Genomic DNA, 19,021 nt, shown 5'->3' with positions numbered 1-19,021 from the left:
TCGGTCTGCTCCGCCGTCTTGACGTCGCGGCTCTTGGAGGCGTCGGCGGGCAGGACCTCGACCGTGGTGTCGGCCCGGTCGGCGGCGATGAACCGAATGTGTCCCGCGGGGATGTCGAGGACAGCCGAGATCGGGGTGGGGGTGGGGAACTTCTGCATCGTGCTCTCCTTCGGTGCGCTGTTTCTGATGATGGAAACGCTACGTTGCATTCATTGATTCGGCAACGTAGCCGTTGCGCGTAATCATCATTAATGCAGGTGAGAGCCGTGAATTCATTGCAATGGTCTTGAGCTTAATGCAACAACCTCCACCCGTTCGTTGCAATGAATTGGAGGTGAACGCTATGCTGGAGACATCAGGGGCCACGAAAGACCGCGAAGGAGACCGCGATGCCGGGAGGCAGACTCACCCAGCAGGAACGCCAGCAGATCGCGCTGGGACTGGCCGACGGCCTCGCCTACGCGGAGATCGCCAGGCGCCTGGACCGCCCGACCTCGACGATCACGCGCGAGGTGATGCGCAACGGCGGCCCCACCGCCTACCGCGCCGACCTCGCCCACCGCGCCACCGAACACCGCGCCCATCGGCGCCGGCAGGCCGCGCCCCGAGGGCCGCAGGTGCCCCCGCAGGCCGACGGACGCGACGCCGAGGCGGTGCGCGAGTACGAGGAGACGTTCACCACCGTCCTCATGCAGTCGGGCACGCCCAAGATGATGGCCCGGGTGCTGGCCTGCCTGTGCATCAGCGACGCGGGCAGCCTCACCGCGTCCGAACTCGTCCAGCGCCTGCAGGTCAGCCCGGCGTCCATCTCCAAAGCGATCGCGTTCCTCGACAGCCAGGGCCTCATCCGCCGGGAACGCGACGAACGCCGCCGCGAGCGCTACGTCGTCGACGACGACGTCTGGTACCAGTCCATGATCGCCAGCGCCCGCGGCACCGCCCAGCTCGCCGAGACCGCACGGCAGGGCGTCGGCATCCTCGGCCCCGACACCCCGGCCGCCGCCCGCCTGGAGAACATCGCCCGCTTCGTCGCCTTCGTCTCCGAGAGCATCACCCGCGCCGCGGACCAGGCCCGCGAGATCCTCCACACGAAACCGCCCAGGTGAACAACACCACCTCTGCGCGGGATCCCCGAGACTCCGCACTTCCGGGAACGGACACATGGGCGCACAAGCTCTGCGGCGCATGCGGCGGCAGGCCGCGGGGGCGGTTCACGGTGCGGCATCGTGCACGGCGGGGAGTTGCGCATCGCGTCGGCGGGTGCTGCGGCCGGGCAGCTTGACGGCGATCAGCGCACCGATGGCGGCGACGACCGCGAGGGCGGTGAGTGTGGTGCCCATCGCGGGGAGGAAGGTCTGGCCGGTCCAGTGAGGGCCGGTGCCGTGGGAGGGGTGGGCGCCCGCGGCGGCCGGTGCGGTGAGGGTCACCAGCATGGTCGCCATGGCGACGCCCAGTGTCGGGCCGACGTTCATCGCGGTCTGCTGGAGGCCGCCGGCCACCCCGGCGTCGGCCACGGAGGCGTGGCGCACGATGACGGCCGTGGCGGTGACCATCACCGTGCCGAATCCGGCGCCCAGGAGGAGGAAGCCGCCGCTGATCTCCGGCGTCGTCGAGGACGGGTCGAGGCGGGAGAGGAGAAGGATGCCGAGGGCGAGGAGCGTCATCGCCGCCGCGGTCGTCCGGCGGGGGCCGTGCCGGCGTTGGAGTACGGCCGAGGCGGGCGCGCTCAGCACCATCATCGCGGCCAGGGGCAGTACGCGCAGACCGCTTTCGAACGGGTCCAGCGCGAGAACGTCCTGCAGAAAGTAGGTGCCGACGAACAGCGCGCCGAACAGCGATGCCGATGCGGCGAGGAGGATGGCCAGGGCCGAGCCGACCGTTGCGGAGCCGAGCACGTCCGGCGGCACCAGCGGGCTCTTCGTGCGCCGTTCATGCCGTACGAAGGCGATGCCGGCGGCCGTGAACGCGACAAGTCCCAGGGCGGTCGTCGCCGTCCAGCCGGATTCCGGTATGCCCACGAGGGTGTGCACCAGGCACACCAGAGCCGTCGCGAGCAGGCAGGCGCCGGGCAGGTCGAGCCGGGTGGCGGCGGTGGCCCCGCGCGGTGCCGGCATCCGTACGAGCAGGGCCAGGACGCCGATGACCAGCGCGGGTACGACATTGAGGAAGAAGACGGACCGCCAGCCCAGATGGGCGGTGAGGGCCCCGCCGATGAGCGGGCCGGCGGCGGCGCACAGTCCGATGGCGCTCGTCCGCAGGGCAAGGGGCATGCCGAGCTTGTCAGGCGGGTACGCGGCGCGCAGCATCCCCAGGGTGGCCGGCTGCAGCAGCGCGCCGAAGATTCCCTGGACGATCCGCAGGCCGATCACCCAGCCGATGTCCGGCGCCAGGCCGATCCCCGCCGAGGCGGCCCCGAAGCCCGCAATCCCGACGGCGAAGATCTTTTGGTGCCCGTACCGGTCTCCGAGCCGGCCCGCGAAGACGAGCAGGCTGGCCACGGCGATGAGGTAGCCGGTGCTGGTCCACTGCACCTGGATGAAGGAGGCGTGCAGGTCGCGTTGCAGGGTGGGCTGGGCGACGGTCAACACGGTGCCGTCGAGGGCGACGATGGCGGCTCCGGTGATGCTGCCGGTGAGGACGAGACGTCGATGACGGGTGGGCCGGTGGTGGCGCTCGGGGTGCGCTGTCGCGGTCACCGGTCCGCCGGCCCGAGGTGCGCGTCGAGCGCGGCGCGCAGCAGCGGTTCGACGTGGTCGGCTCCGGTGGCGAGGGGGAGGCTGCCCCAGCCCCACAGTTGGGCGATGCCGTGCAGGTTCGCCCACAGCGCGCCCGCGACGACCGCCGGCGGCACCTGCGACTGTGGCCGGGCCCGGGTGACGAGCCCGACGAGTACGTCGAAGAGCGGCAGGCTCGTCTCCCGCAGGCCGAGCTGGTTGCTCTCCAGCAGGTCGTGACGGAACATCAGCTCGTACATGCCGCGGTGAGTGAGGGCGAAGTCGAGGTATACGCCGCCCAGCGTGAAGAGTTGGGTGCGCGGGGACTCCTGGCCTGCCTCGCCGCCGAGCGCCTCGGCGGCCTTGGCGCCCAGGTCGGCGAAGCCGCGGCGCGCGATGGCGGACAGCAGGGACAGGTGGGTCGGGAAGTAGCGCCGCGGCGCCCCGTGCGAGACCCCGGCCTGGCGGGCGATCCGGCGTAGGGACAGCGCCTGGATTCCCTCTCGGTTGACGAGGTCGACGCCGACATCCACCAGGCGGGTGCGCAGCCCCGCGTCGTGATCGTCGTCAGTGGGCGCCGGTGTGGACGGCGTGGACGGTGTGGGCAGAGAGGGCATAGACACTGTCTATCAGGGGACGTAGACAGTGTCTACTGCTTCGCGTGCAGGGCGGCGTGAGAGGCTGAAGGGAAGGAATGGCGATTTGGCACCCTAAGCCGATGTTTGTCTCAGCGAGGATGACCGGCGGCCCGGTCGGCGGCCCGGCGTGCGCGCCCGGCCCGACGCGAAAATGGCGGCGATCCCCCGGCCGAATTCCTGCCCGGCCGCGTCCTGGCTGACGTCCGGCAGTGTTGTGGCCACCTGCGCATCGCATGCGAGGGTGAACGCTGCGTGACTGTACAACCCGATCCGCCGGTTCCTTGAGCGGCCGGTCGGCTCCGCCCGGGGACCTCGGCGCAGAAGAGAGCTCCCGATGAGACCCCTCGCTGAGCGACTGCGCGCCTCTCCCCCGTCCCCGAACGGCGCCTCGGCGCAGTCGGTGGCGTCCGCCGGTGACTGCGGTCTGCTCCTCATCAGACTCACCTTCGGCCTGCTGATGGCCGGGCACGGATCCCAGAAACTTTTCGGGATGTTCGGTGGCGGCGGCCTGGCCGACACCGGCAGGGGATTTGCCGCGCTGGGCTACCACCCTGGAAGGGTCTACGCCGCGATCTGCGGTGCTTCCGAGCTGCTCGGCGGCCTCGGCCTGGCCGTAGGACTGCTCACCCCGCTGGCGGCCGCCGCGCTGATCGGCGTGATGATCAACGCCATGGTGACCGTCACCGCGGCACACGGCCTGTGGGGGACCAGTGGCGGCGTGGAATACAACGTCTCCATCGCGATCGTCGCCCTCGGCATCGCCGCCATCGGCCCCGGCCGGCTGGCCCTGGACCGTCCCTTCCGCTGGGGGAGGGGAGGCTGGGGTGAGGCCGCCGTCGCCCTGGGGCTCGGCGGCATCGGCGCCGCCATCGCGCTGGCCCTCTAGGGCCTGCCGCCGTCGTCCCGGGTGGCGAGAGGTTCCAGGGGTACCCGGCCCCCTCGCGTACCGCTCGGAGGTGGTGTTCAGATGTGACCGGATGGCCGGGATGGCCGGGTCTTACTCCTTGAGCCAGAAGCTCACGCCGTCCAGCCAGACGTCCAGCAGCCGTGCATCGCCGAGAACCTCGATGCCGTCGTCGTGCGGGCGGCGCCGGCCGTAGATGAGGAGGAGCAGATCGGTGAGCGGGGCGCGCACCGCGACAGCGGCCTTTTCGTGGGCGCGGCGCCAGGCGGGGGTGTCGCCGGTGAGGTCGATCGCCCACTCGGCCGCGGCCTGGGGTGCGGTGTCGGTCGCGTGAAAGTGCAGGCTGCTGGTGGGGCGGCCGAGCAGCTCGCGGAGTCCGGGGCCGGACTCCAGGGCCTGGGGGAGCGAGGCGAAGCCCATCCACTCGTCGAGGGCATCGATGGCGACCGCCTCGTCGACGCGGAACTCCCCGCCGACCGCGTAGGTCGCATCGGCGCGGTGGACGACCGTCTCATGCGTCATCCGGCGTGCCCAGAACGCCGGGGTGCCGCCGGGCGCCACGGTCCACACCTCGGCGTCGGGCCCGGCGGCGCGCAGGGCGTCCGCCAGCTGTCCGGCGCCCTCGGCGAGCCAGGCGCCCAGGACGGCCGGATCCGTGTCGTGGAAGCCCGCGACGTCATTGATCTGTTCGTCGGAGACCGGCTGCGTGGCCCGGGTCCGCACGATCGTCTCGGCCCAGCGGTGCGCGGCGCCGAGGTGCCGCAGCAGCTGCCCCAGGGTCCAGCCGGGGCAGCCGGACACCGGCGCCGTCAGGTCCGCGTTCTCGATACGGGCCCTCAACAGGCCGGTCTGCGCGACGATTTCGGCGCAGTGTCGTTCGTAGCTCATGCTCATCGAAGGCATGGCGCCACGGTAGTCCTGGCCGTCGAAGGGGGCTGGGTCTTTATCGCCGCAGGGCCTCGTTGGCGCCGTGGGCGCTCGTCGGTGCCGGGGGTCTCGTCCCGATGATCACCGTCGCGTACAGCTCGTCGGAGACGGCCACCCGGGGGAGCAGACCGCCGCGGGCGAATGCCGCGACGGCCTGCTCGGCCTGGCGTTCGCTGGTCTCGACGAGCAGATGGCCGCCGGGTGCCAGCCATTGTGGCGCCGCGGCCGTCACCCGGCGCAGTACGTCCAGCCCGTCCGCGCCGCCGTCGAGTGCCACCAGCGGTTCGTGCACGCGGGCCTCGGCGGGGAGCAGGCCGACCTCCTCGGTCGGTACGTAGGGGACGTTGGCGACCAGGATGTCGATCCGGCCGCGGAGCCCGGCCGGCAGCGGCGCGAAGAGGTCGCCCTCGTACACCTCGCCACCGAAGGCGGCGACATTGCGGCGGGCGCAGCGCACCGCCGCGGGCTCGATGTCGGCCGCGTACAGCTCGACCCGGCCCAGGGCCGTGCCCAGTGCGGCGCCCACCGCGCCGGAGCCGCAGCACAGGTCGACGACGACCGCAGGGGCCGGGGCCGGGTCGGACTCCGGGTCGGGGCCCGGGGCGGGGGCGCCGGGCCGGCGGCCCAGTGCGACGGCCTGGCCGACGAGGAATTCGGTGCGGCGGCGGGGCACGAAGACGCCGGGGTCCACGGCCACCCGCAGACCGGAGAACTCCGCCCATCCCAGGACGTGTTCCAGGGGGAGGCCGCCGGCTCGCCGTTCCACCATGGCGGCGAGTTCGGCGGGTGTGCGCGCCGCGGAGAGGAGCAACTCGGTCTCGTCTTCGGCGAAGACACAGCCGGCGGCGCGGAGCGTGGCTATGACGCCGGGACGGGAGAGATCCGGTGAGGCCGCCGCCGCGGTGAGCGGGAGGGGGGACGAGCCGGGGGACGTGCGGTGTGTCGACATACGAGTGGTGAGCCTTTCGGGACGCCGATGGGCGCTCCGGGTCACGTGTGTCGGACGGTCACCTCAGTCCGGCGGACCGTACGACGTGAGACGGGAGCACCTGCCTGATCTGGCGGGGAATCGGTCTCACCTCCTCGGTCGGTCCACTGCTGGAGACGGCAAGGTTACCCGAGGCGGGGCAAGGTGGCCGCCCCATCCGTGTCGTACGTCCGTCGCCCACCCCGATGGCGCCGACGCCGACCGCTGCGATGGGACCGGAGGCATCTGCGGGTCGCCCGGGAACGCTTCCGGCCGCGTCACCCGACGGCGGCCCCCCGATGGCTTCTTGACTTGGAGAGCACTCCAACTCCTACCGTCTGGAACGGGATCACGGGGATGGCCCGGATCTCTTCGCGGAACGGCGCCGGGAGGCAACAGCATGACGGACAATCTCACGCGGCACCTCGGCGAGCTGGCGGTTTCTGCGCAGGGGCTCGGGTGCATGGGGATGAGTCACGGCTACGGGGACTCGGACGACGCGCAGTCGGTCGCCACCATCAACAGGGCACTCGACCTCGGCGTCAGTCTGCTGGACACCTCCGATTTCTATGGCGCGGGGCACAACGAGGAACTGATCGGGCGGGCCGTCGCCGGGCGGCGGGACGAGGCGGTGCTGGCGACGAAGTTCGGCTTCGCCAACCGCCTCGGCGAGCCGACCGCCATCCGGGGCGACGCCGCGTACGTACGGCAGGCCTGTGACGCCTCGCTGCGCCGGCTCGGCGTCGACCACATCGACCTCTACTACCAGCACCGGGTCGACCCCGAGGTGCCGATCGAGGAGACCGTCGGCGCGATGGCCGAGCTCGTCGCGGCCGGCAAGGTCCGTCACCTCGGGCTGTCCGAGGCGGGTGCCGCGACCATCCGGCGGGCGCATGCGGTGCATCCGATCGCCGCGCTGCAGAGCGAGTGGTCGCTGTGGACCCGCGATCTGGAGCACGAGATCGCACCGGTGTGCCGGGAGCTCGGCATCGGGCTGGTGCCGTTCTCGCCGCTCGGCCGCGGCTTCCTGACCGGGCGTTACACCTCGGTGCAGGGCCTGCCGGAGTCTGACGTACGCCGGACCCAGCCGCGCTTCGCCGACGGCAACCTGGAGCAGAATCTGGCCATCGTCGACAAGCTGAACGAACTGGCCGCGGCGAAGGGCGTCACCGCCGGGCAGCTGGCGCTGGCCTGGGTGCAGCATCGCGGGAACGACGTGGTGCCGATCCCGGGCACCCGCCGGCAGAAGTACCTGGAGGAGAACCTCGGCGCGCTGGCCGTGGAGCTGTCCACCGAGGAACTCGCCGCCATCGACGCGGCCGCCCCGGCCGGTCAGGTCGCCGGCACGCGGTACGACGAGGCGAGCTTGACGTTCGTGGGCCGCTGAGCCCGGGACGTCGACGCCCCGCCGGGCCCGGTCACGCCGGGGACATTATCTCGTAGAGGTTGCGGGATTCATCGGTGAAGAACAGACCGCGGGCGCACAGCGGATGGTCGGTCCGGCCGTTGTCCGGCTCGGTGGGGTGGCTGCCGTACGCCATGCCCGCCGCCTGGATACGGGCGAGGATCCCGTCGAAGGTCTCGGGGTCGACGTCGAAGGCCAGATGATGGCCTTCGGGGTCCGGCACGGTCATGAAGTCGAGGGTGAGCGTGTCGTTCACGCGGACCGGGGCGAAGTGCCCTCCCCCGTTCTCGGCTTCGCTCGAACGGGAGGTACCCCCACGCCCGGCCGGCGGGAGCTCCTCGAGCCCCATGACCGTCGCGAAGTGCCGGGCGGCCGCGCGGTGGTCGACGGCCGGGACGATGGTGTGGTTGAGGCTGATGGTCATCGGGCGCTCCCGGGCTGGTGGAGAGTGCCGTGCAGCAGTACGGCGATGAGCTCTTCGGGCGACAGCGGGGCGTCTTCCTCGGCGACCGGGGTCTGCATCCGGGTGAAGAGCAGGCCGAGGAAGGCGGAGGCGACCTTCGCCGGCGGCAGGCGCAGGGCGTCCTGGTCGGGCTCGATCAGCTCGATGACGCCGTTGCGCAGCGCGGTGACGGACTGCGCCCGCCTGTCCGGCGCCGGCCCTTCCGGCGGCGGGCGGTCGGCCGGATGGGCGGAGCCGCCGGGTTCGCGGCCGCGGCGGTGCCCGGAGGCGTGCAGCGAGCCGACGACGGCGCCCACCCGCGCCAGATGGGCATGCAGCGCCTCGGCCGCCTCCGTCAGCCGTATCTCGAGGGGCTCGGCCAGGTCGATGGAGGCGAGCTCGCGCAGCACATGGTCCGTGCCGACCGCCTCCGCGACACAGGCGTCCAGCACCTCGTCCTTGTCCTTGAACGCCCGGAAAATCGTGGCCTCCCCGATTCCGGCGGCGCGGGCGATCTGGCTGGTGGTGACGGCCCCGCCGTACTCCGCGACGAGCGGCAGCGCGGCCGTCACGATCATGATGCGGCGCTGGTCGATGCTCATGCCGGGAGCGCGGCGACGGGGGGTGGCGGCGGGGGCGGTCTCTGGCGTGTGCGGCTTCTCGGCGGCTTGCGGCGTTCCTGGATTCCGTGGCGTCATGACATTCACGGTACGGAGTGAGTACTCACTCCGTCAAGGGTTCATGCGCACGGAGGCGAGTGCGGATGCGGGTGCAGACGGGGCAGACGGGGCGCGGATGGGGGCGCAGGCGCGAGGACAAGCGCATCCGCCGCCCGCTGCCTAGACTTTTGTGCGTCGCCGCGACGGAAGGACGACGCGCCATGGGCATGGACTGGAAGCTCGAACTGGTGCCGGTTCCGGTGTCCGACATCGACCGGGCCAAGCGCTTCTACAGCGAGCAGATGGGATTCGTCGTCGATCACGACACCCGCGTCGGCACGGACGTGCGCATCGTGCAGCTGACGCCGCCCGGGTCGGGCTGTTCCATCGTCATCGCCGCGGGTGCGGGCATCGCGGAGCCCGAGCCGGGGTCGGTGCAGGGGCTGCAGCTGGTCGTCCCCGATATCGCGGCGGCCCGCGCCCAGTTGGTGGAGCGGGGCGTGCCGGCCGGCCCCGTGCAGCACGTGGAGAACGGGGCGATGGCGGACGGGCCCGGCGAGCCGTGGAACTCGTTCGTCTACTTCAGCGATCCGGACGGGAACGGCTGGGCGCTGCAGGAACGGCCGGCCGCCGCCGGAACGTCCGGCCAGGGGGCGCAGGCGCGGCGCTGACCTGGTCGTTCGTGCCCCGCCGGCCGGGCCGCCGAAAGCCCTGGCCGCCGCCGGTCAGAGAAGCGGTTCAGGCCCGTGCTCCCGTCAGTGCGTGACTGATGTGGTCGCTGAGGGAGGGCAGCCAGTCGGGCCGCGCGTTGCCGAGGAGGTGGTCGCCGTGCGGGACGGACAGGTAGGTGCCGTGCGGTGCCAGACGGGCCAGGGGCTCGCCGTTCGTCACGCCGGGGATGACGTCCCGGTCTCCGTCCACGACCAGCAGCGGGGCCGCGATGCGGGGTGCCAGGGCGGCGAGGTCCACGTGGCGGGCGAACGCGCGGGCCGCGTCGGGTCCGCCGGTGCGTCGGGCCATGATGTCCCGTACGGGCGGGGGCAGTTCCTCCCAGTCGAGGCGGAAGGGACCACTGACGGTCGCGGCCGCCGCCACGCGCGGCTCCAGCGCCGCGGTCCGGGCCGCGAAGTAGCCGCCCAGACTCATGCCGACGAGTCCGATGCGTGCGACGCCGAGGGCGTCGATGACCCGGCCCACGACCTGTTCGTAGTCCGGCACAAGAGCCGTCGTGGCCGCGCGCACGCCCTGCCCTGGGCCGTCCATCGCGAACACGGCCAGCCCTCTGGCCAGCAGCGCGGACACCAGATCGAGAAACTCTTCCTTGGCCGAGTCCAGGCCGGGGACGACGACCACGGTGCCGGGCGCGTCGGAGGGACCGCGCAGCCAGCCCGTGAATCCCTCGCCGCTCACGCGCCGCGCACCGGGCTCCAGAACCTTGAGCGCCCTGCTCAAGGCGTGGTCCGCTTCGACGGCGGCACGACTGGCCTGCGCATACGGCGCCAGCGTGGCGAGGTGGAACCACCGGGCCGCCATCAGCAGGTGCTCACCCGCCGAGACGGCGGACGATCCCGCGCCCTCCGCGCGCTGGAGGTAGGCGAGTCCGGTGCGCAGGAAGGACGGTCCCCAGTCGGCGACGGAGGTGAGGCCATCGGTGACGCGGCGGTACTCGTGGGGGTCGACGCCCGCGCCGGTGGCGCGTGTCCACTGGGCGGCGGCGAACTCGGTGGCGCTCATCGTGCTCCTCCTGTCACCAGGACAGCCTTGCCGCGTATCCGGCGCTCGCACAGGTCGACCAAGGCTTCGCCGGGCTCCGGCACGGGCTGGGGGGCCTCGGCGCAGGCGACCGTGCGCGCCGCTTCCCTCGTGGGAATCAGTCTTTGCATGAGCGCGATGCAACCCCCGCGCCCACCCCGCGATCCAACAACGAACCAGCACAACCGACAACTTCCGGTTGTCACCAATGGTGGGAGAACCGCCCATGAACCACCCTCAGCACCGGGGCAGACGGCATCGAGCGGCACGGCGCGGTCCCGCCCCGAGCCGGCGAGCGCCGCGCGGGAGCGGTACGCCGCGAGGGCGCTCAGTCCCCGGCCGGATGGCGCTGCGGGTAGGTGGCTTCCAGGTGGGACAGGTGGGTGCGGCCCCAGGCGCCGAGGGGAGCCAGCGCCTCATTGAGGGAGGCGCCGAGGTCGGTGAGGGAGTACTCGACCTTGGGCGGGACCTGGTCGTAGACCGTGCGGTGGACGATGGCGTCGGCCTCCATCTCGCGCAGCTGCTGGGCCAGCACCTTTTCGCTGATCTTCGGCAGCTCCCGGCGCAGTTCGCCGAACCGCCGCGGGCTCTCCGCCAGCGCCCACAGCAGCAGCACCTTCCACTTCCCGCCGATCACGTCCACGGCGGCGTCCAGACCGCATTCGTACGGACCCTTGCGTGCGCTCATGCCCCGTGGCCCCTGAAGTCGCCCTGACCGAAGGGTCATTATCCGCGGGAAAGGTCAGGGTCAGGGACAGGGACAGCGACAGGGACAGGGCGTCACAGGCCTTGTGCTGCCGGCCATTCCGGGTCGGGGTCGATGTTCTGCAGCACCTCGATCAGCGTGCCCTCGGGGCCCCAGACGTTGAAGCGGCGCTGCCCCCAGGGCTCGTCGCGCAGCGGTTCGGCTATCGGGACGCCCTTGGCGCGCAGGGCGGCTTCCTCGGCCGCGGCGTCGTCCACCATCGAAGTGGGCGGCGTAGAAGCGCGTGCTGACGGTGACGTCGTCGGTGAGCAGGGCGGTGCCGAGCTTGGTGAATCGCATGGAGGTCTCCTCGGGGCGGGTGCGGGGGTGAATGCGGTGCCGTGTGGTCGCGCAGCGCAGGCCGAGGCCGCAACCGATTAACCACTTCGGCTGTAGTGCTTCATTTGTAGTACTCTTGCTGTAGTGGTTGCAAGCGGTTTCCGGGAATCGGGAAGGCGAGGAGGCGTTGCAGATGGTGCGCAATCCTGAGCGGCGTACGGCCCTGGTGGACGCGGCGATCGAGGTCCTGGCGCGGGAGGGCGCGCGGGGGCTGACCTTCCGGGCCGTTGATGCGGCCGCGGCGGTGCCGAGCGGCACGGCGTCCAACTACTTCTCCAGCCGGGACGACCTGCTCGCCCAGGTCACCGGGCAGATTCATCAGCGCATCGCCCCCGACCCGGACGAGGTCACCGCGGCGATGGCGGCACCGCCGAGCCGGGCGCTGGTGGCCGAGCTGATGCACTGGATCAACCGCCGGGTGACGGAGAACCGGACGGGCTATCTGGCGATGCTGGAGCTGCGCCTGGAGGCGACCCGGCGGCCCGAGCTGCGGGCGGAGCTGGCCCGCGTCATTCGCGAGACGCTCGACGAGGACATCCGCTTCCACCTGGAGGGCGAGCTGCCGGGTGACCGTACGGCCGTGGTGCTCATCTATCTCGCGATGACCGGGCTGATGCTGGAACAGCTCACGCTGCCGGGTGTGGTGCCGGCCGAGGAGACGGACGGGCTGATCTCGGCGCTTGTCGACCGGACGATCGGCCCGGCGGGGGAGTAGCCGGGCTACACCCCGTACGGCCGCGCCAGCCGGGCCTCCCGGAGCGCCACCGCCCACCAGGTCAGCTGCTTCAGCAGGGCGTCGGCGGCCCGCGCCGCCGGTGCGGGGTCGTGCAGCCGGCCCTGGTCGTCGAAGAGGTTGCCGGCGAGCGGGAAGCTGACCGTCTCGCGCACCGTGGTGGCGTGCAACTCGGCGAACACCAGCCGGAGTTGCTCGACGGCGCGCAGGCCTCCCGAGATCCCGCCGTACGAGACGAAGCCCACCGGCTTGGCCTGCCACTGGGCGCGCAGCAGGTCGACGGCGTGCTTGAGCGGGGCAGGGAAGGAGTGGTTGTACTCCGGGGTGATCACGACGAACGCGTCCGCCTGGTCGACGCGCTTGGCGAAGGACTCGTACGCCTCGGTGCCGCCGCGCAGCTCGTACGGGCGGATGGCGTCCAGGTCGATGACGTCGACGTCGATGTGGGGGTGGGTCTCGGCCTGCCGGGTGAACCAGTTCGCGATGACGGGCGCGAACCGGCCCTCCCGGGTGCTGCCGACGATCACGGCGAGGGTGTGGCGCTGCTCGGACATGTGGGGCCCTTCGTGGCGGGAGCGCGCCGGTGAGTGCGCGCGCGGCGGTGTTGCCGTCAGGCCCCGACGCTAGGACCTCAAGCAATCTTGAGGTCAAGCCGCGTCACCGGATCACTGCTCGCCGAACAGCTTCAGCAGTTCCGTCTTCTCGAACATCCGCGCGGTGTCGATGGCTGAGGGCGTGCCCGCCGCCGGATCCGCGCCGTGCGCGACCAGGACCTTGATGACCTCGTCCTCGCCCTTGAAGACCGCACCGGCGAGCGGCGTCTGGCCCCGGTCGTTGGCGCGGTTGGCGTCGCCGCCGCGCTGCAGCAGGACCTCCACGGTGTCCGCGTGGCCGTGGTAGGCGGCGAGCATCAGCAGCGAGTCGCCCTTGTCGTTCGTCAGGTTGGCGGGCACGCCCGCGTCCACGTATGCGGCAACGGTGTCCGTGTCACCGTGCCGTGCCAGGTCGAACACCTTGGCCGCGAGCTGCAGCACCTCGGGGTCGTGCGCGTGCTCGATCGCCTCGGGCCCCTGCGGCTCGGAATTCGCGTCGCTCATGGTCGCCGGCCTCCTGCTGTGGTGGTGGTGTCCCGGTGCGCGGGGTGCACCGGGACACGTGTGCACTGTGGTCTGTCCTCGCCACCTTATGCAGGCCAGGGGGTACGGGGCAGCGGTCCTGGCCGCGGTTTCGGTGGCGATCCCGCCCCGCCCGCCCGGTGGGCCGCCGTCCGGCCGCCGCCACCGCGCCCGCTCGGAACATGTCGGGGCGCCACGGACGCCGGGCCGTGTGCAGCGGCGTGTCGACGGTGCCGAGCGCGCCCGGCCGCTCCTCGCCGGTCCGGCCCGGCGCCGCCGGCCGGGTGGCGGACGTGTCGCCCAGGTAGAGCACACCCAACTCGCCGACATCCAGGGTGAGTTCGGCCGACCGGGTGGGCAGTTCGGCGCGAGCCGCGCGAGCCCGCGCCGGCCGGCGGAGCCAGGGTGCCCGACGCCGCCCGCGCGGCACGGGCCCCGTCGTCAGAACGCCGCGCGTATCTCCCCCACCCGCGCGGCGCCGCCCAGCAGCGGAGCGTCCGCGATGCGGTCGAGGACCGGGTCCTCGATGCCCATCTGGCGCAGGACGCGTGCCAGCACCGGGCCAAGGGTGCGGGTCGCACCGTCGTCGATCTTGAAGGCCAGCGCCCGGCCGTCGGGCAGAGCCAGCGCCTGGACGGCCTCGGCGCCCATCTTGGACAGGGTGCCGGGCAGGGCCTGCATCAGCCAGGTGTCGGGGCGGCGGGTGCCGGCGACGTACTGGGGGTGGGCGCGCATCGCGTCCGCGACCCGGCGCTCCGGAGTGCCGGGAGCGGCCAGCACGAAGTGCCGGAAGGCGCGGGCCAGGCCGGTCAGCGACAAGGACATCAGGGGCGCGCCGCAGCCGTCCGTGCCGATGTGCGCGACGTCCTCGCCGCTCGCCGCGCGCACGCCTTCCAGGACCAGCTGCTGGAGCGGGTGGTCCTGGTCCAGGTAGGAGTCGAGCGGCCAGCCGTTGAGGGCGCTGGCGGCCAGCATCGCGGTGTGCTTGCCGGAGCAGTTCATGGCGAGCGGGTCGCGGACGTTGCCCGCGGCCAGGTAGGCCTCCGCCTCCGCCGGGTCCAGCGGCAGGTCGGGCGGCGTCTGCAGCTGCCCGGCGCTCAGGCCGTGCTCGGTGAGCATGGTGCGGACGAGCTCGAGGTGGAAGGGCTCGCCGGAGTGGCTCGCGGCGGTCAGCGCCAGCCGCTCCTCCGTCAGGTCCAGGCCCGCCCGCAGCACGGCCGCGGCCTGCATGGGCTTGTTCGTCGAGCGGGGGAAGACCGGGGCGGCGATGTCGCCGAGTGCCCACTCCACACTGCCATCGGCCGCCAAAACCACCAGGGAGCCGCGGTGGCGGCCCTCGACGAAGCCGGAACGGACGACCTCGGCGAGGACGGGGGAGACAGAGGATTCCGGGGACTGCCCGGCTATCGGGGTGGGCGAGGGCATCGGCGGCCTTCCGCAGGAGGTGGACCCGCGCCCCGGGAGCTTGTGGCCCGGTCAGGACAGCAGGTCGTCGACTTGTGCTTCGCCTTCACGGTACCTGCGGGCAATCTCCGCACTGCAATCGTCGGCCGTCCGCTGCAGGGACTGGCGGCGCCGCGAGATCTGGTGCTCGTAGCGGACCAGCCGGGCCATCGCCGCATGCAGCTCCTCGTCCGTCCGCGCGCTCAGGTCGGACAGCTCCACCTCACCGAGCATCTCCTCGGCCAGCTGCCGGTACTCCTCGCTGTGCGGCGTGCCCAGCGTCACATGCCGGGCCGAGGAGCGATGCCGCGACGGGACGTCCGCCAGGATCTCCGGCAGGCGGTCCAGCAGCGGCAGGTGCGGCACGGTCCGATGGGCGATCTCGGCCCGCAGGATGTCGATCCGGCCCTGCAGCAGCCGCCGCAGATAGCTCAGATCGGCCTCCTCCTGCTGCGAGTCGCGCCGCACCACCCTCAGCTCCGGCAGCCCCAGACCGGACAGATCGGGCGGGGTGACGGGGCGGAAGCGGTCGCGCTGCTGCGGTGGGCGGGGGTGCGGTGCCTGGCCTGCCTGGGGCATGGGGCCATCCTCGGTGCGGGCGGGCTCGACACGAGCCGTTGCCGTGGTCGTGGTCGTCAGGGCGGTGGGGGGCGTCAGTGGGGTGGGCGTCTCCGGGGCGGTCGGTCTCGTACGGGCGGCCGGCGGTGCGGTCGGGGTCGTACGGGCGGTTGGTACGGGACCGGGTGTCTGCCCGGATCCGGCAGTGCTCATGAGTCGTTCCGTCCCCTCGTCCGGTGCGGCATCCAGGGCATGTTGTCCATGAAACGCACCACGTGCACGCATCGTGCCACTCTGGGCGGTCCGTGTGCAGGGAGAGGGCACCCGAACGGCCCCTGTAGGGGCACGGCCGTCCGAACGCCGATCGCCTCGGGGCATGATGGCGCGTATGCGAGCTGTGGTGCAGAGAGTGGACGGCGCACGCGTCGAGGTGGCGGGCGAGACGGTCGGGGAGATCGTCGGTGAAGGGCTGTGTGTGCTGGTGGGGGTCACCCACGAGGACACCCGCGAGAAGGCGGCACAGCTCGCCCGCAAGCTGTGGTCGGTCCGGATCCTGCAGGGCGAGAAGTCCTGTTCGGACAACGGGGCGCCGCTCCTGGTGATCAGCCAGTTCACTCTCTACGGTGACGCCCGCAAGGGCCGCCGCCCCACCTGGAACGCCGCCGCCCCCGGCCCGGTCGCCGAACCCCTCGTCGACGAGGTCGTCGCCCAACTCCGCGCCCTGGGCGCCCGGGTGGAAACCGGCCGCTTCGGCGCCGACATGAAGGTCTCGCTGACGAATGACGGGCCGTTCACGGTCCTGGTGGAGGTCTAGCGCCCTCCTCGCGCCCCGATGGGCCGCACGCCGCTACGGCTCGACCACGACCTCCTGCGCCGCCGCCGTCCCCCCGGCCATCAGCCCCGCGTCCACCGGGACGTTCCGCTTGACCAGGGCCAGCGCGATCGGCCCGAGTTCGTGGTGGCGGGCGGAGGTGGTGATGAAGCCGAGCTGGCGGCCTTCCTCGCCTTCTGAGGCCAGGCGTACGGGGGTGCCGTGCGGCGGGAGATGGACCTCGCTGCCGTCCAGGTGGAGGAAGACCAGGCGGCGCGGTGGCTTGCCCAGGTTGTGGACGCGGGCGACGGTCTCCTGGCCGCGGTAGCAGCCCTTCTGCAGGTGCACGGCGGTGCCGATCCAGCCCAGCTCGTGCGGGATGGTGCGGTGGTCGGTCTCCAGGCCCAGGCGGGGGCGGTGCGCCTCGACGCGCAGGGCTTCGAGGGCCAGGATGCCGATCGCGGGACCGTGCGCGGCGGCGAAGGCCTCCAGCTCGGCGCGGGGCAGGAAGAGGTCGCGGCCGTGCGGGGTCTCGCGTGCGACGGCGTTCTCGGGCACCTCGGCGATGGAGCCGGCCGGCAGATGCACGACGGCGATCTCGTCGGTGCGGTCGGCGACCTCGACGCGGTAGAAGAACTTCATGCTTTCCAGGTAGGCGATCAGCGCCTCCTGGTTGCCGGGCTCGGTGTGCAGCCACGTCGTCTCGCCGTCGTCGACGAGATAGAGCGCGTGCTCGATGTGGCCGTGCGCGGAGAGGATCAGCGCTTCGGTGGAGTGGCCGGGCGGCAGCTCGCTGACGTGCTGGGTGAGCAGCAGATGCAGCCAGCTCAGCCGCTCGGGGCCGGTGACGGTGACCACGCCGCGGTGTGAGAGATCCACGAAGCCGGAGCCGTCGGCGAGGGCGCGTTGCTCCCGGAAGAGATCGCCGTAATGCGCGGCGACGCCTTCGTCGGGGGCCTCGGCGGGGACGGCACCGGGCAGCGACAGCAGAGGGCTCTTCATGGAGCCAGCCTACGGCGCGCCTAGGGCTGCTTCCGAGTGGCCTTCTCCGTGCACGCCGCACACCGCCCGAAGATCGCGAAGTGCTTCATATCGGTCTCGAAGCCGAATTGCTCGCGCAGTTGGGCGGTGAAGGGCTCGGCCACCGAAAGGTCCGCCTCGATGACCTCCGTGCAGTCCCGGCAGACCAGATGGATGTGGTGATGGCGGTCGGCCAGGTGGTACGTCGGCGAGCCGTGCCCGAGGTGCGCATGGCTGACCAGGCCGAGCTCCTCCAGCAGCTCCAGGGTCCGGTAGACCGTGGAGATGTTCACGCTGCCCGCCGTCTTGCGTACCTCGGTGAGGATGTCGTCGGGGGTGGCGTGCTCCAGCCTGTCCACGGCCTCCAGGACGAGCTGGCGCTGTGGGGTCAGGCGGTACCCGCGCCTGCGGAGGTCGCTCTGCCAGTCGGTGGTTACCACGCCCCCAGTGTAGGAGGGCGGTCAGCCTCTTCGTACGTTCCGCAGATAGCCGGCCAGCGCCGTGACGGCGGCGGGATTGCGCGGGCTCTCGACCAGATCGGCGTAATCCATGACGTAAATGCGGTTGTGCTTGATCGCCGAGACCTGCGCGAGGGGCGCGTAGGACTGAAGGAATGACTTCTTCCGTTCGGCGCTGGGGGTGCCGTAATCGTTGATCACGATGACGTCGGGGTTGCGCTCCACGACGGTCTCCCAGCCGACCGTCGTCCAGGAGTCCTTGAGGTCCTTCATGACGTGGTTGCCGCCCGCCTTGGTGATGATGTCGTGCGGGCCGGCGTATGCGCCCGACGTCAGCGGCTTGTCCTCGCCGCCGTCGTAGAGGAAGACCGAGGGCCGCTCGCCCTTCTTCGGGGCCTTGGCCTGCGCCTCGGCAATCTGTTTCCGGTACGTCTTGATCAAGGCGGCGGCCCGGTCCCGAACGTCGAAGATCTTCCCCAGCGTCTCCAGGTTGGTGTAGAGGGCCTCCAGCGGCGGCATCACCCCGCGCGAGCTGCCCGAGGTGCCGTTGCGGCACGACTCGGTCAGGACGTAGCTGCCGATGCCGAGCTTCTTCAGGGAGGCGGGGGTGACACCGCTCTCCTCGCCGAAGCCGTAGTTCCAGCCCGCGAAGACCAAATCGGCCCTGGCGTCCAGGGCGATCTCCTTGGTGATGGCCTTCTTGGACAGCCAGGGCACCTTGTCGTAGGCGGCCCGCCACGGGACGGCGTCCACATCGCCCCGGCAGGCGGGCATGACGTACCCCGCCATGTGGTCCTCCAGACCGAGCGCGAACATGAGGTCGGCGATGCCCACGTCGTTGGTGACCACGCGCCGGGGCGCCTTGGCGTACGTCGTCCGGACGCCGCAGTTGTCGATGGTGACCGGGTAGTGGCCGGAGGGCGCGGCGGCGTCCTCGTCCCCGGCGGAGACCCGGGCGCCGCAGCCGGTGAGGGCGGCCAGCGCGAGGGCGGTGAGCAGGGCGGCGGGACGGCGGATACGCCGGCCGGTTGCCCGGCCTATGTGTTGGCAACTGTTGTCATGGCTGTTGGTCATGCTTGGTCGTCTGATCACCCGTATGGGTGGCTCTGGTGTTGTTTGCTAGCAGGTGCCGACGGAAGAGTGGATTGTTGTTCGCAGTGCGAATGTTCGTGTTCGCGGGTGTCGATGGGAGGGGAGGGGCGTGGCGCGGGGGAAGCGGGAGTTGCGGACGCTGGCCGCTCCGTTCACGGTGGCTGCGCCGTGTGGTGCTCGGATCCGGGACCGGTTGCGCGTGTCCGCTGGCGATGTGGACGTGCTGCGACAAGTCGGGGAGCACCTTGGCCGTCTGGCGCGGGCTGATCTGGCCAAGCGGGTCCGTATCGGAGATGTCC

The 19,021-nt window shown here is 71.7% G+C and carries 22 protein-coding genes and 1 pseudogene; 6 read left to right on the top strand and 17 right to left on the bottom strand.

What is annotated here, in order from left to right:
- A pseudogene (locus tag ACZ4S3_RS28470) lies at positions 1-158 on the bottom strand (DUF4097 family beta strand repeat-containing protein); the annotation flags it as partial.
- 231 nt (positions 159-389) lie between these two features.
- Here ACZ4S3_RS28470 and ACZ4S3_RS28465 point away from each other — a divergent pair.
- A complete protein-coding gene (locus tag ACZ4S3_RS28465; RefSeq protein ID WP_467939011.1) occupies positions 390-1,106 on the top strand; it encodes a GbsR/MarR family transcriptional regulator in 717 nt (238 codons plus the stop codon).
- A gap of 105 nt (positions 1,107-1,211) precedes the next feature.
- Here the strand turns inward: ACZ4S3_RS28465 and ACZ4S3_RS28460 are convergent, their stop codons facing one another.
- Together ACZ4S3_RS28460 and ACZ4S3_RS28455 are read right to left on the bottom strand one after the other, a co-directional pair.
- Positions 1,212-2,696, bottom strand: a complete 1,485-nt coding sequence (locus tag ACZ4S3_RS28460; protein ID WP_467939009.1) for an MFS transporter — start codon at positions 2,694-2,696, stop codon at positions 1,212-1,214.
- Positions 2,693-3,331 carry a TetR/AcrR family transcriptional regulator gene (locus ACZ4S3_RS28455; RefSeq protein WP_467939007.1) on the bottom strand — a complete coding sequence of 213 codons (639 nt, stop codon included), beginning with the start codon at positions 3,329-3,331 and terminating at the stop codon, positions 2,693-2,695. The genes ACZ4S3_RS28460 and ACZ4S3_RS28455 overlap by 4 nt, the downstream gene beginning before the upstream one ends.
- 355 nt (positions 3,332-3,686) lie before the next feature.
- Between ACZ4S3_RS28455 and ACZ4S3_RS28450 the strand changes: the two genes are divergently transcribed.
- Positions 3,687-4,238 (top strand): DoxX family protein, encoded by a 552-nt coding sequence (locus ACZ4S3_RS28450; protein WP_467939005.1) that lies wholly within the window; start codon positions 3,687-3,689, stop codon positions 4,236-4,238.
- A gap of 111 nt (positions 4,239-4,349) precedes the next feature.
- On the opposite strand, the gene ACZ4S3_RS28445 is transcribed toward ACZ4S3_RS28450, so the two are convergent.
- Positions 4,350-5,159 carry a maleylpyruvate isomerase family mycothiol-dependent enzyme gene (locus ACZ4S3_RS28445; protein WP_467939003.1) on the bottom strand — a complete coding sequence of 270 codons (810 nt, stop codon included), beginning with the start codon at positions 5,157-5,159 and terminating at the stop codon, positions 4,350-4,352.
- A 40-nt stretch (positions 5,160-5,199) separates the two neighbouring features.
- The gene (locus ACZ4S3_RS28440) at positions 5,200-6,132 is read right to left on the bottom strand and encodes a putative protein N(5)-glutamine methyltransferase (protein ID WP_467939001.1); all 933 of its coding nucleotides are present in this window, start codon (positions 6,130-6,132) and stop codon (positions 5,200-5,202) included.
- A gap of 418 nt (positions 6,133-6,550) precedes the next feature.
- Between ACZ4S3_RS28440 and ACZ4S3_RS28435 the strand changes: the two genes are divergently transcribed.
- Positions 6,551-7,537, top strand: a complete 987-nt coding sequence (locus ACZ4S3_RS28435; RefSeq protein WP_467938999.1) for an aldo/keto reductase — start codon at positions 6,551-6,553, stop codon at positions 7,535-7,537.
- 31 nt (positions 7,538-7,568) lie between these two features.
- On the opposite strand, the gene ACZ4S3_RS28430 is transcribed toward ACZ4S3_RS28435, so the two are convergent.
- A complete protein-coding gene (locus ACZ4S3_RS28430; RefSeq protein ID WP_467938997.1) occupies positions 7,569-7,979 on the bottom strand; it encodes a VOC family protein in 411 nt (136 codons plus the stop codon).
- Positions 7,976-8,599: a TetR/AcrR family transcriptional regulator gene (locus ACZ4S3_RS28425; protein ID WP_467938995.1), complete on the bottom strand. Its 624-nt coding sequence runs from the start codon at positions 8,597-8,599 to the stop codon at positions 7,976-7,978. Before ACZ4S3_RS28425 ends, ACZ4S3_RS28430 begins: the two co-directional genes overlap by 4 nt.
- Before the next feature lie 284 nt (positions 8,600-8,883).
- Here ACZ4S3_RS28425 and ACZ4S3_RS28420 point away from each other — a divergent pair, with 284 nt between their 5' ends.
- On the top strand, positions 8,884-9,327 hold the full coding sequence (locus ACZ4S3_RS28420; RefSeq protein WP_467939048.1) for a VOC family protein: 444 nt from the start codon (positions 8,884-8,886) through the stop codon (positions 9,325-9,327).
- 67 nt (positions 9,328-9,394) lie between these two features.
- Here the strand turns inward: ACZ4S3_RS28420 and ACZ4S3_RS28415 are convergent, their stop codons facing one another.
- The 3 genes from ACZ4S3_RS28415 to ACZ4S3_RS28405 form a co-directional block, all read right to left on the bottom strand.
- The gene (locus tag ACZ4S3_RS28415) at positions 9,395-10,390 is read right to left on the bottom strand and encodes an alpha/beta hydrolase family protein (RefSeq protein ID WP_467938993.1); all 996 of its coding nucleotides are present in this window, start codon (positions 10,388-10,390) and stop codon (positions 9,395-9,397) included.
- Between the two features lie 346 nt (positions 10,391-10,736).
- On the bottom strand, positions 10,737-11,096 hold the full coding sequence (locus ACZ4S3_RS28410; protein WP_467938991.1) for a winged helix-turn-helix transcriptional regulator: 360 nt from the start codon (positions 11,094-11,096) through the stop codon (positions 10,737-10,739).
- Positions 11,097-11,188: 92 nt separating this feature from the next.
- Positions 11,189-11,374, bottom strand: coding sequence for a VOC family protein (locus ACZ4S3_RS28405; RefSeq protein WP_467938989.1), 186 nt, complete (start codon positions 11,372-11,374; stop codon positions 11,189-11,191).
- 251 nt (positions 11,375-11,625) lie between these two features.
- On the opposite strand from ACZ4S3_RS28405, the gene ACZ4S3_RS28400 reads away from it, so the two are divergent.
- Complete coding sequence (locus tag ACZ4S3_RS28400) at positions 11,626-12,207, top strand: TetR/AcrR family transcriptional regulator (RefSeq protein ID WP_467938987.1); 582 nt, start codon at positions 11,626-11,628, stop codon at positions 12,205-12,207.
- A 5-nt stretch (positions 12,208-12,212) separates the two neighbouring features.
- Here the strand turns inward: ACZ4S3_RS28400 and ACZ4S3_RS28395 are convergent, their stop codons facing one another.
- The 4 genes from ACZ4S3_RS28395 to ACZ4S3_RS28380 all read right to left on the bottom strand — a co-directional run bounded on the left by ACZ4S3_RS28395 (position 12,213) and on the right by ACZ4S3_RS28380 (position 15,554).
- Positions 12,213-12,779: an NADPH-dependent FMN reductase gene (locus ACZ4S3_RS28395; protein WP_467938985.1), complete on the bottom strand. Its 567-nt coding sequence runs from the start codon at positions 12,777-12,779 to the stop codon at positions 12,213-12,215.
- Between the two features lie 111 nt (positions 12,780-12,890).
- Positions 12,891-13,322: an ankyrin repeat domain-containing protein gene (locus ACZ4S3_RS28390; protein ID WP_467938983.1), complete on the bottom strand. Its 432-nt coding sequence runs from the start codon at positions 13,320-13,322 to the stop codon at positions 12,891-12,893.
- Positions 13,323-13,781: 459 nt separating this feature from the next.
- Positions 13,782-14,765, bottom strand: coding sequence for an asparaginase (locus tag ACZ4S3_RS28385; protein WP_467938981.1), 984 nt, complete (start codon positions 14,763-14,765; stop codon positions 13,782-13,784).
- Positions 14,766-14,816: 51 nt separating this feature from the next.
- Positions 14,817-15,554 (bottom strand): RsiG family protein, encoded by a 738-nt coding sequence (locus ACZ4S3_RS28380; protein WP_467938979.1) that lies wholly within the window; start codon positions 15,552-15,554, stop codon positions 14,817-14,819.
- 175 nt (positions 15,555-15,729) lie between these two features.
- Between ACZ4S3_RS28380 and dtd the strand changes: the two genes are divergently transcribed.
- A complete protein-coding gene (dtd, locus tag ACZ4S3_RS28375) occupies positions 15,730-16,155 on the top strand; it encodes a D-aminoacyl-tRNA deacylase (RefSeq protein WP_046926656.1) in 426 nt (141 codons plus the stop codon).
- Between the two features lie 33 nt (positions 16,156-16,188).
- On the opposite strand, the gene ygfZ is transcribed toward dtd, so the two are convergent.
- From ygfZ to ACZ4S3_RS28360, 3 genes are read right to left on the bottom strand one after another with little or no spacing between them, the layout of a single operon-like run.
- The gene (ygfZ, locus tag ACZ4S3_RS28370) at positions 16,189-17,154 is read right to left on the bottom strand and encodes a CAF17-like 4Fe-4S cluster assembly/insertion protein YgfZ (RefSeq protein WP_467938976.1); all 966 of its coding nucleotides are present in this window, start codon (positions 17,152-17,154) and stop codon (positions 16,189-16,191) included.
- A 20-nt stretch (positions 17,155-17,174) separates the two neighbouring features.
- On the bottom strand, positions 17,175-17,612 hold the full coding sequence (locus ACZ4S3_RS28365; protein ID WP_467938974.1) for a Fur family transcriptional regulator: 438 nt from the start codon (positions 17,610-17,612) through the stop codon (positions 17,175-17,177).
- A 21-nt stretch (positions 17,613-17,633) separates the two neighbouring features.
- Positions 17,634-18,704 carry an ABC transporter substrate-binding protein gene (locus tag ACZ4S3_RS28360; protein WP_467938972.1) on the bottom strand — a complete coding sequence of 357 codons (1,071 nt, stop codon included), beginning with the start codon at positions 18,702-18,704 and terminating at the stop codon, positions 17,634-17,636.
- Between the last annotated feature and the right edge of the window lie 317 nt (positions 18,705-19,021).

Source organism: Streptomyces sp. NPDC028368 (assembly GCF_055565615.1).
The sequence above is the reverse complement of the archived record's forward strand: the minus strand, read 5'-3'. Positions and strand labels throughout refer to the sequence as shown.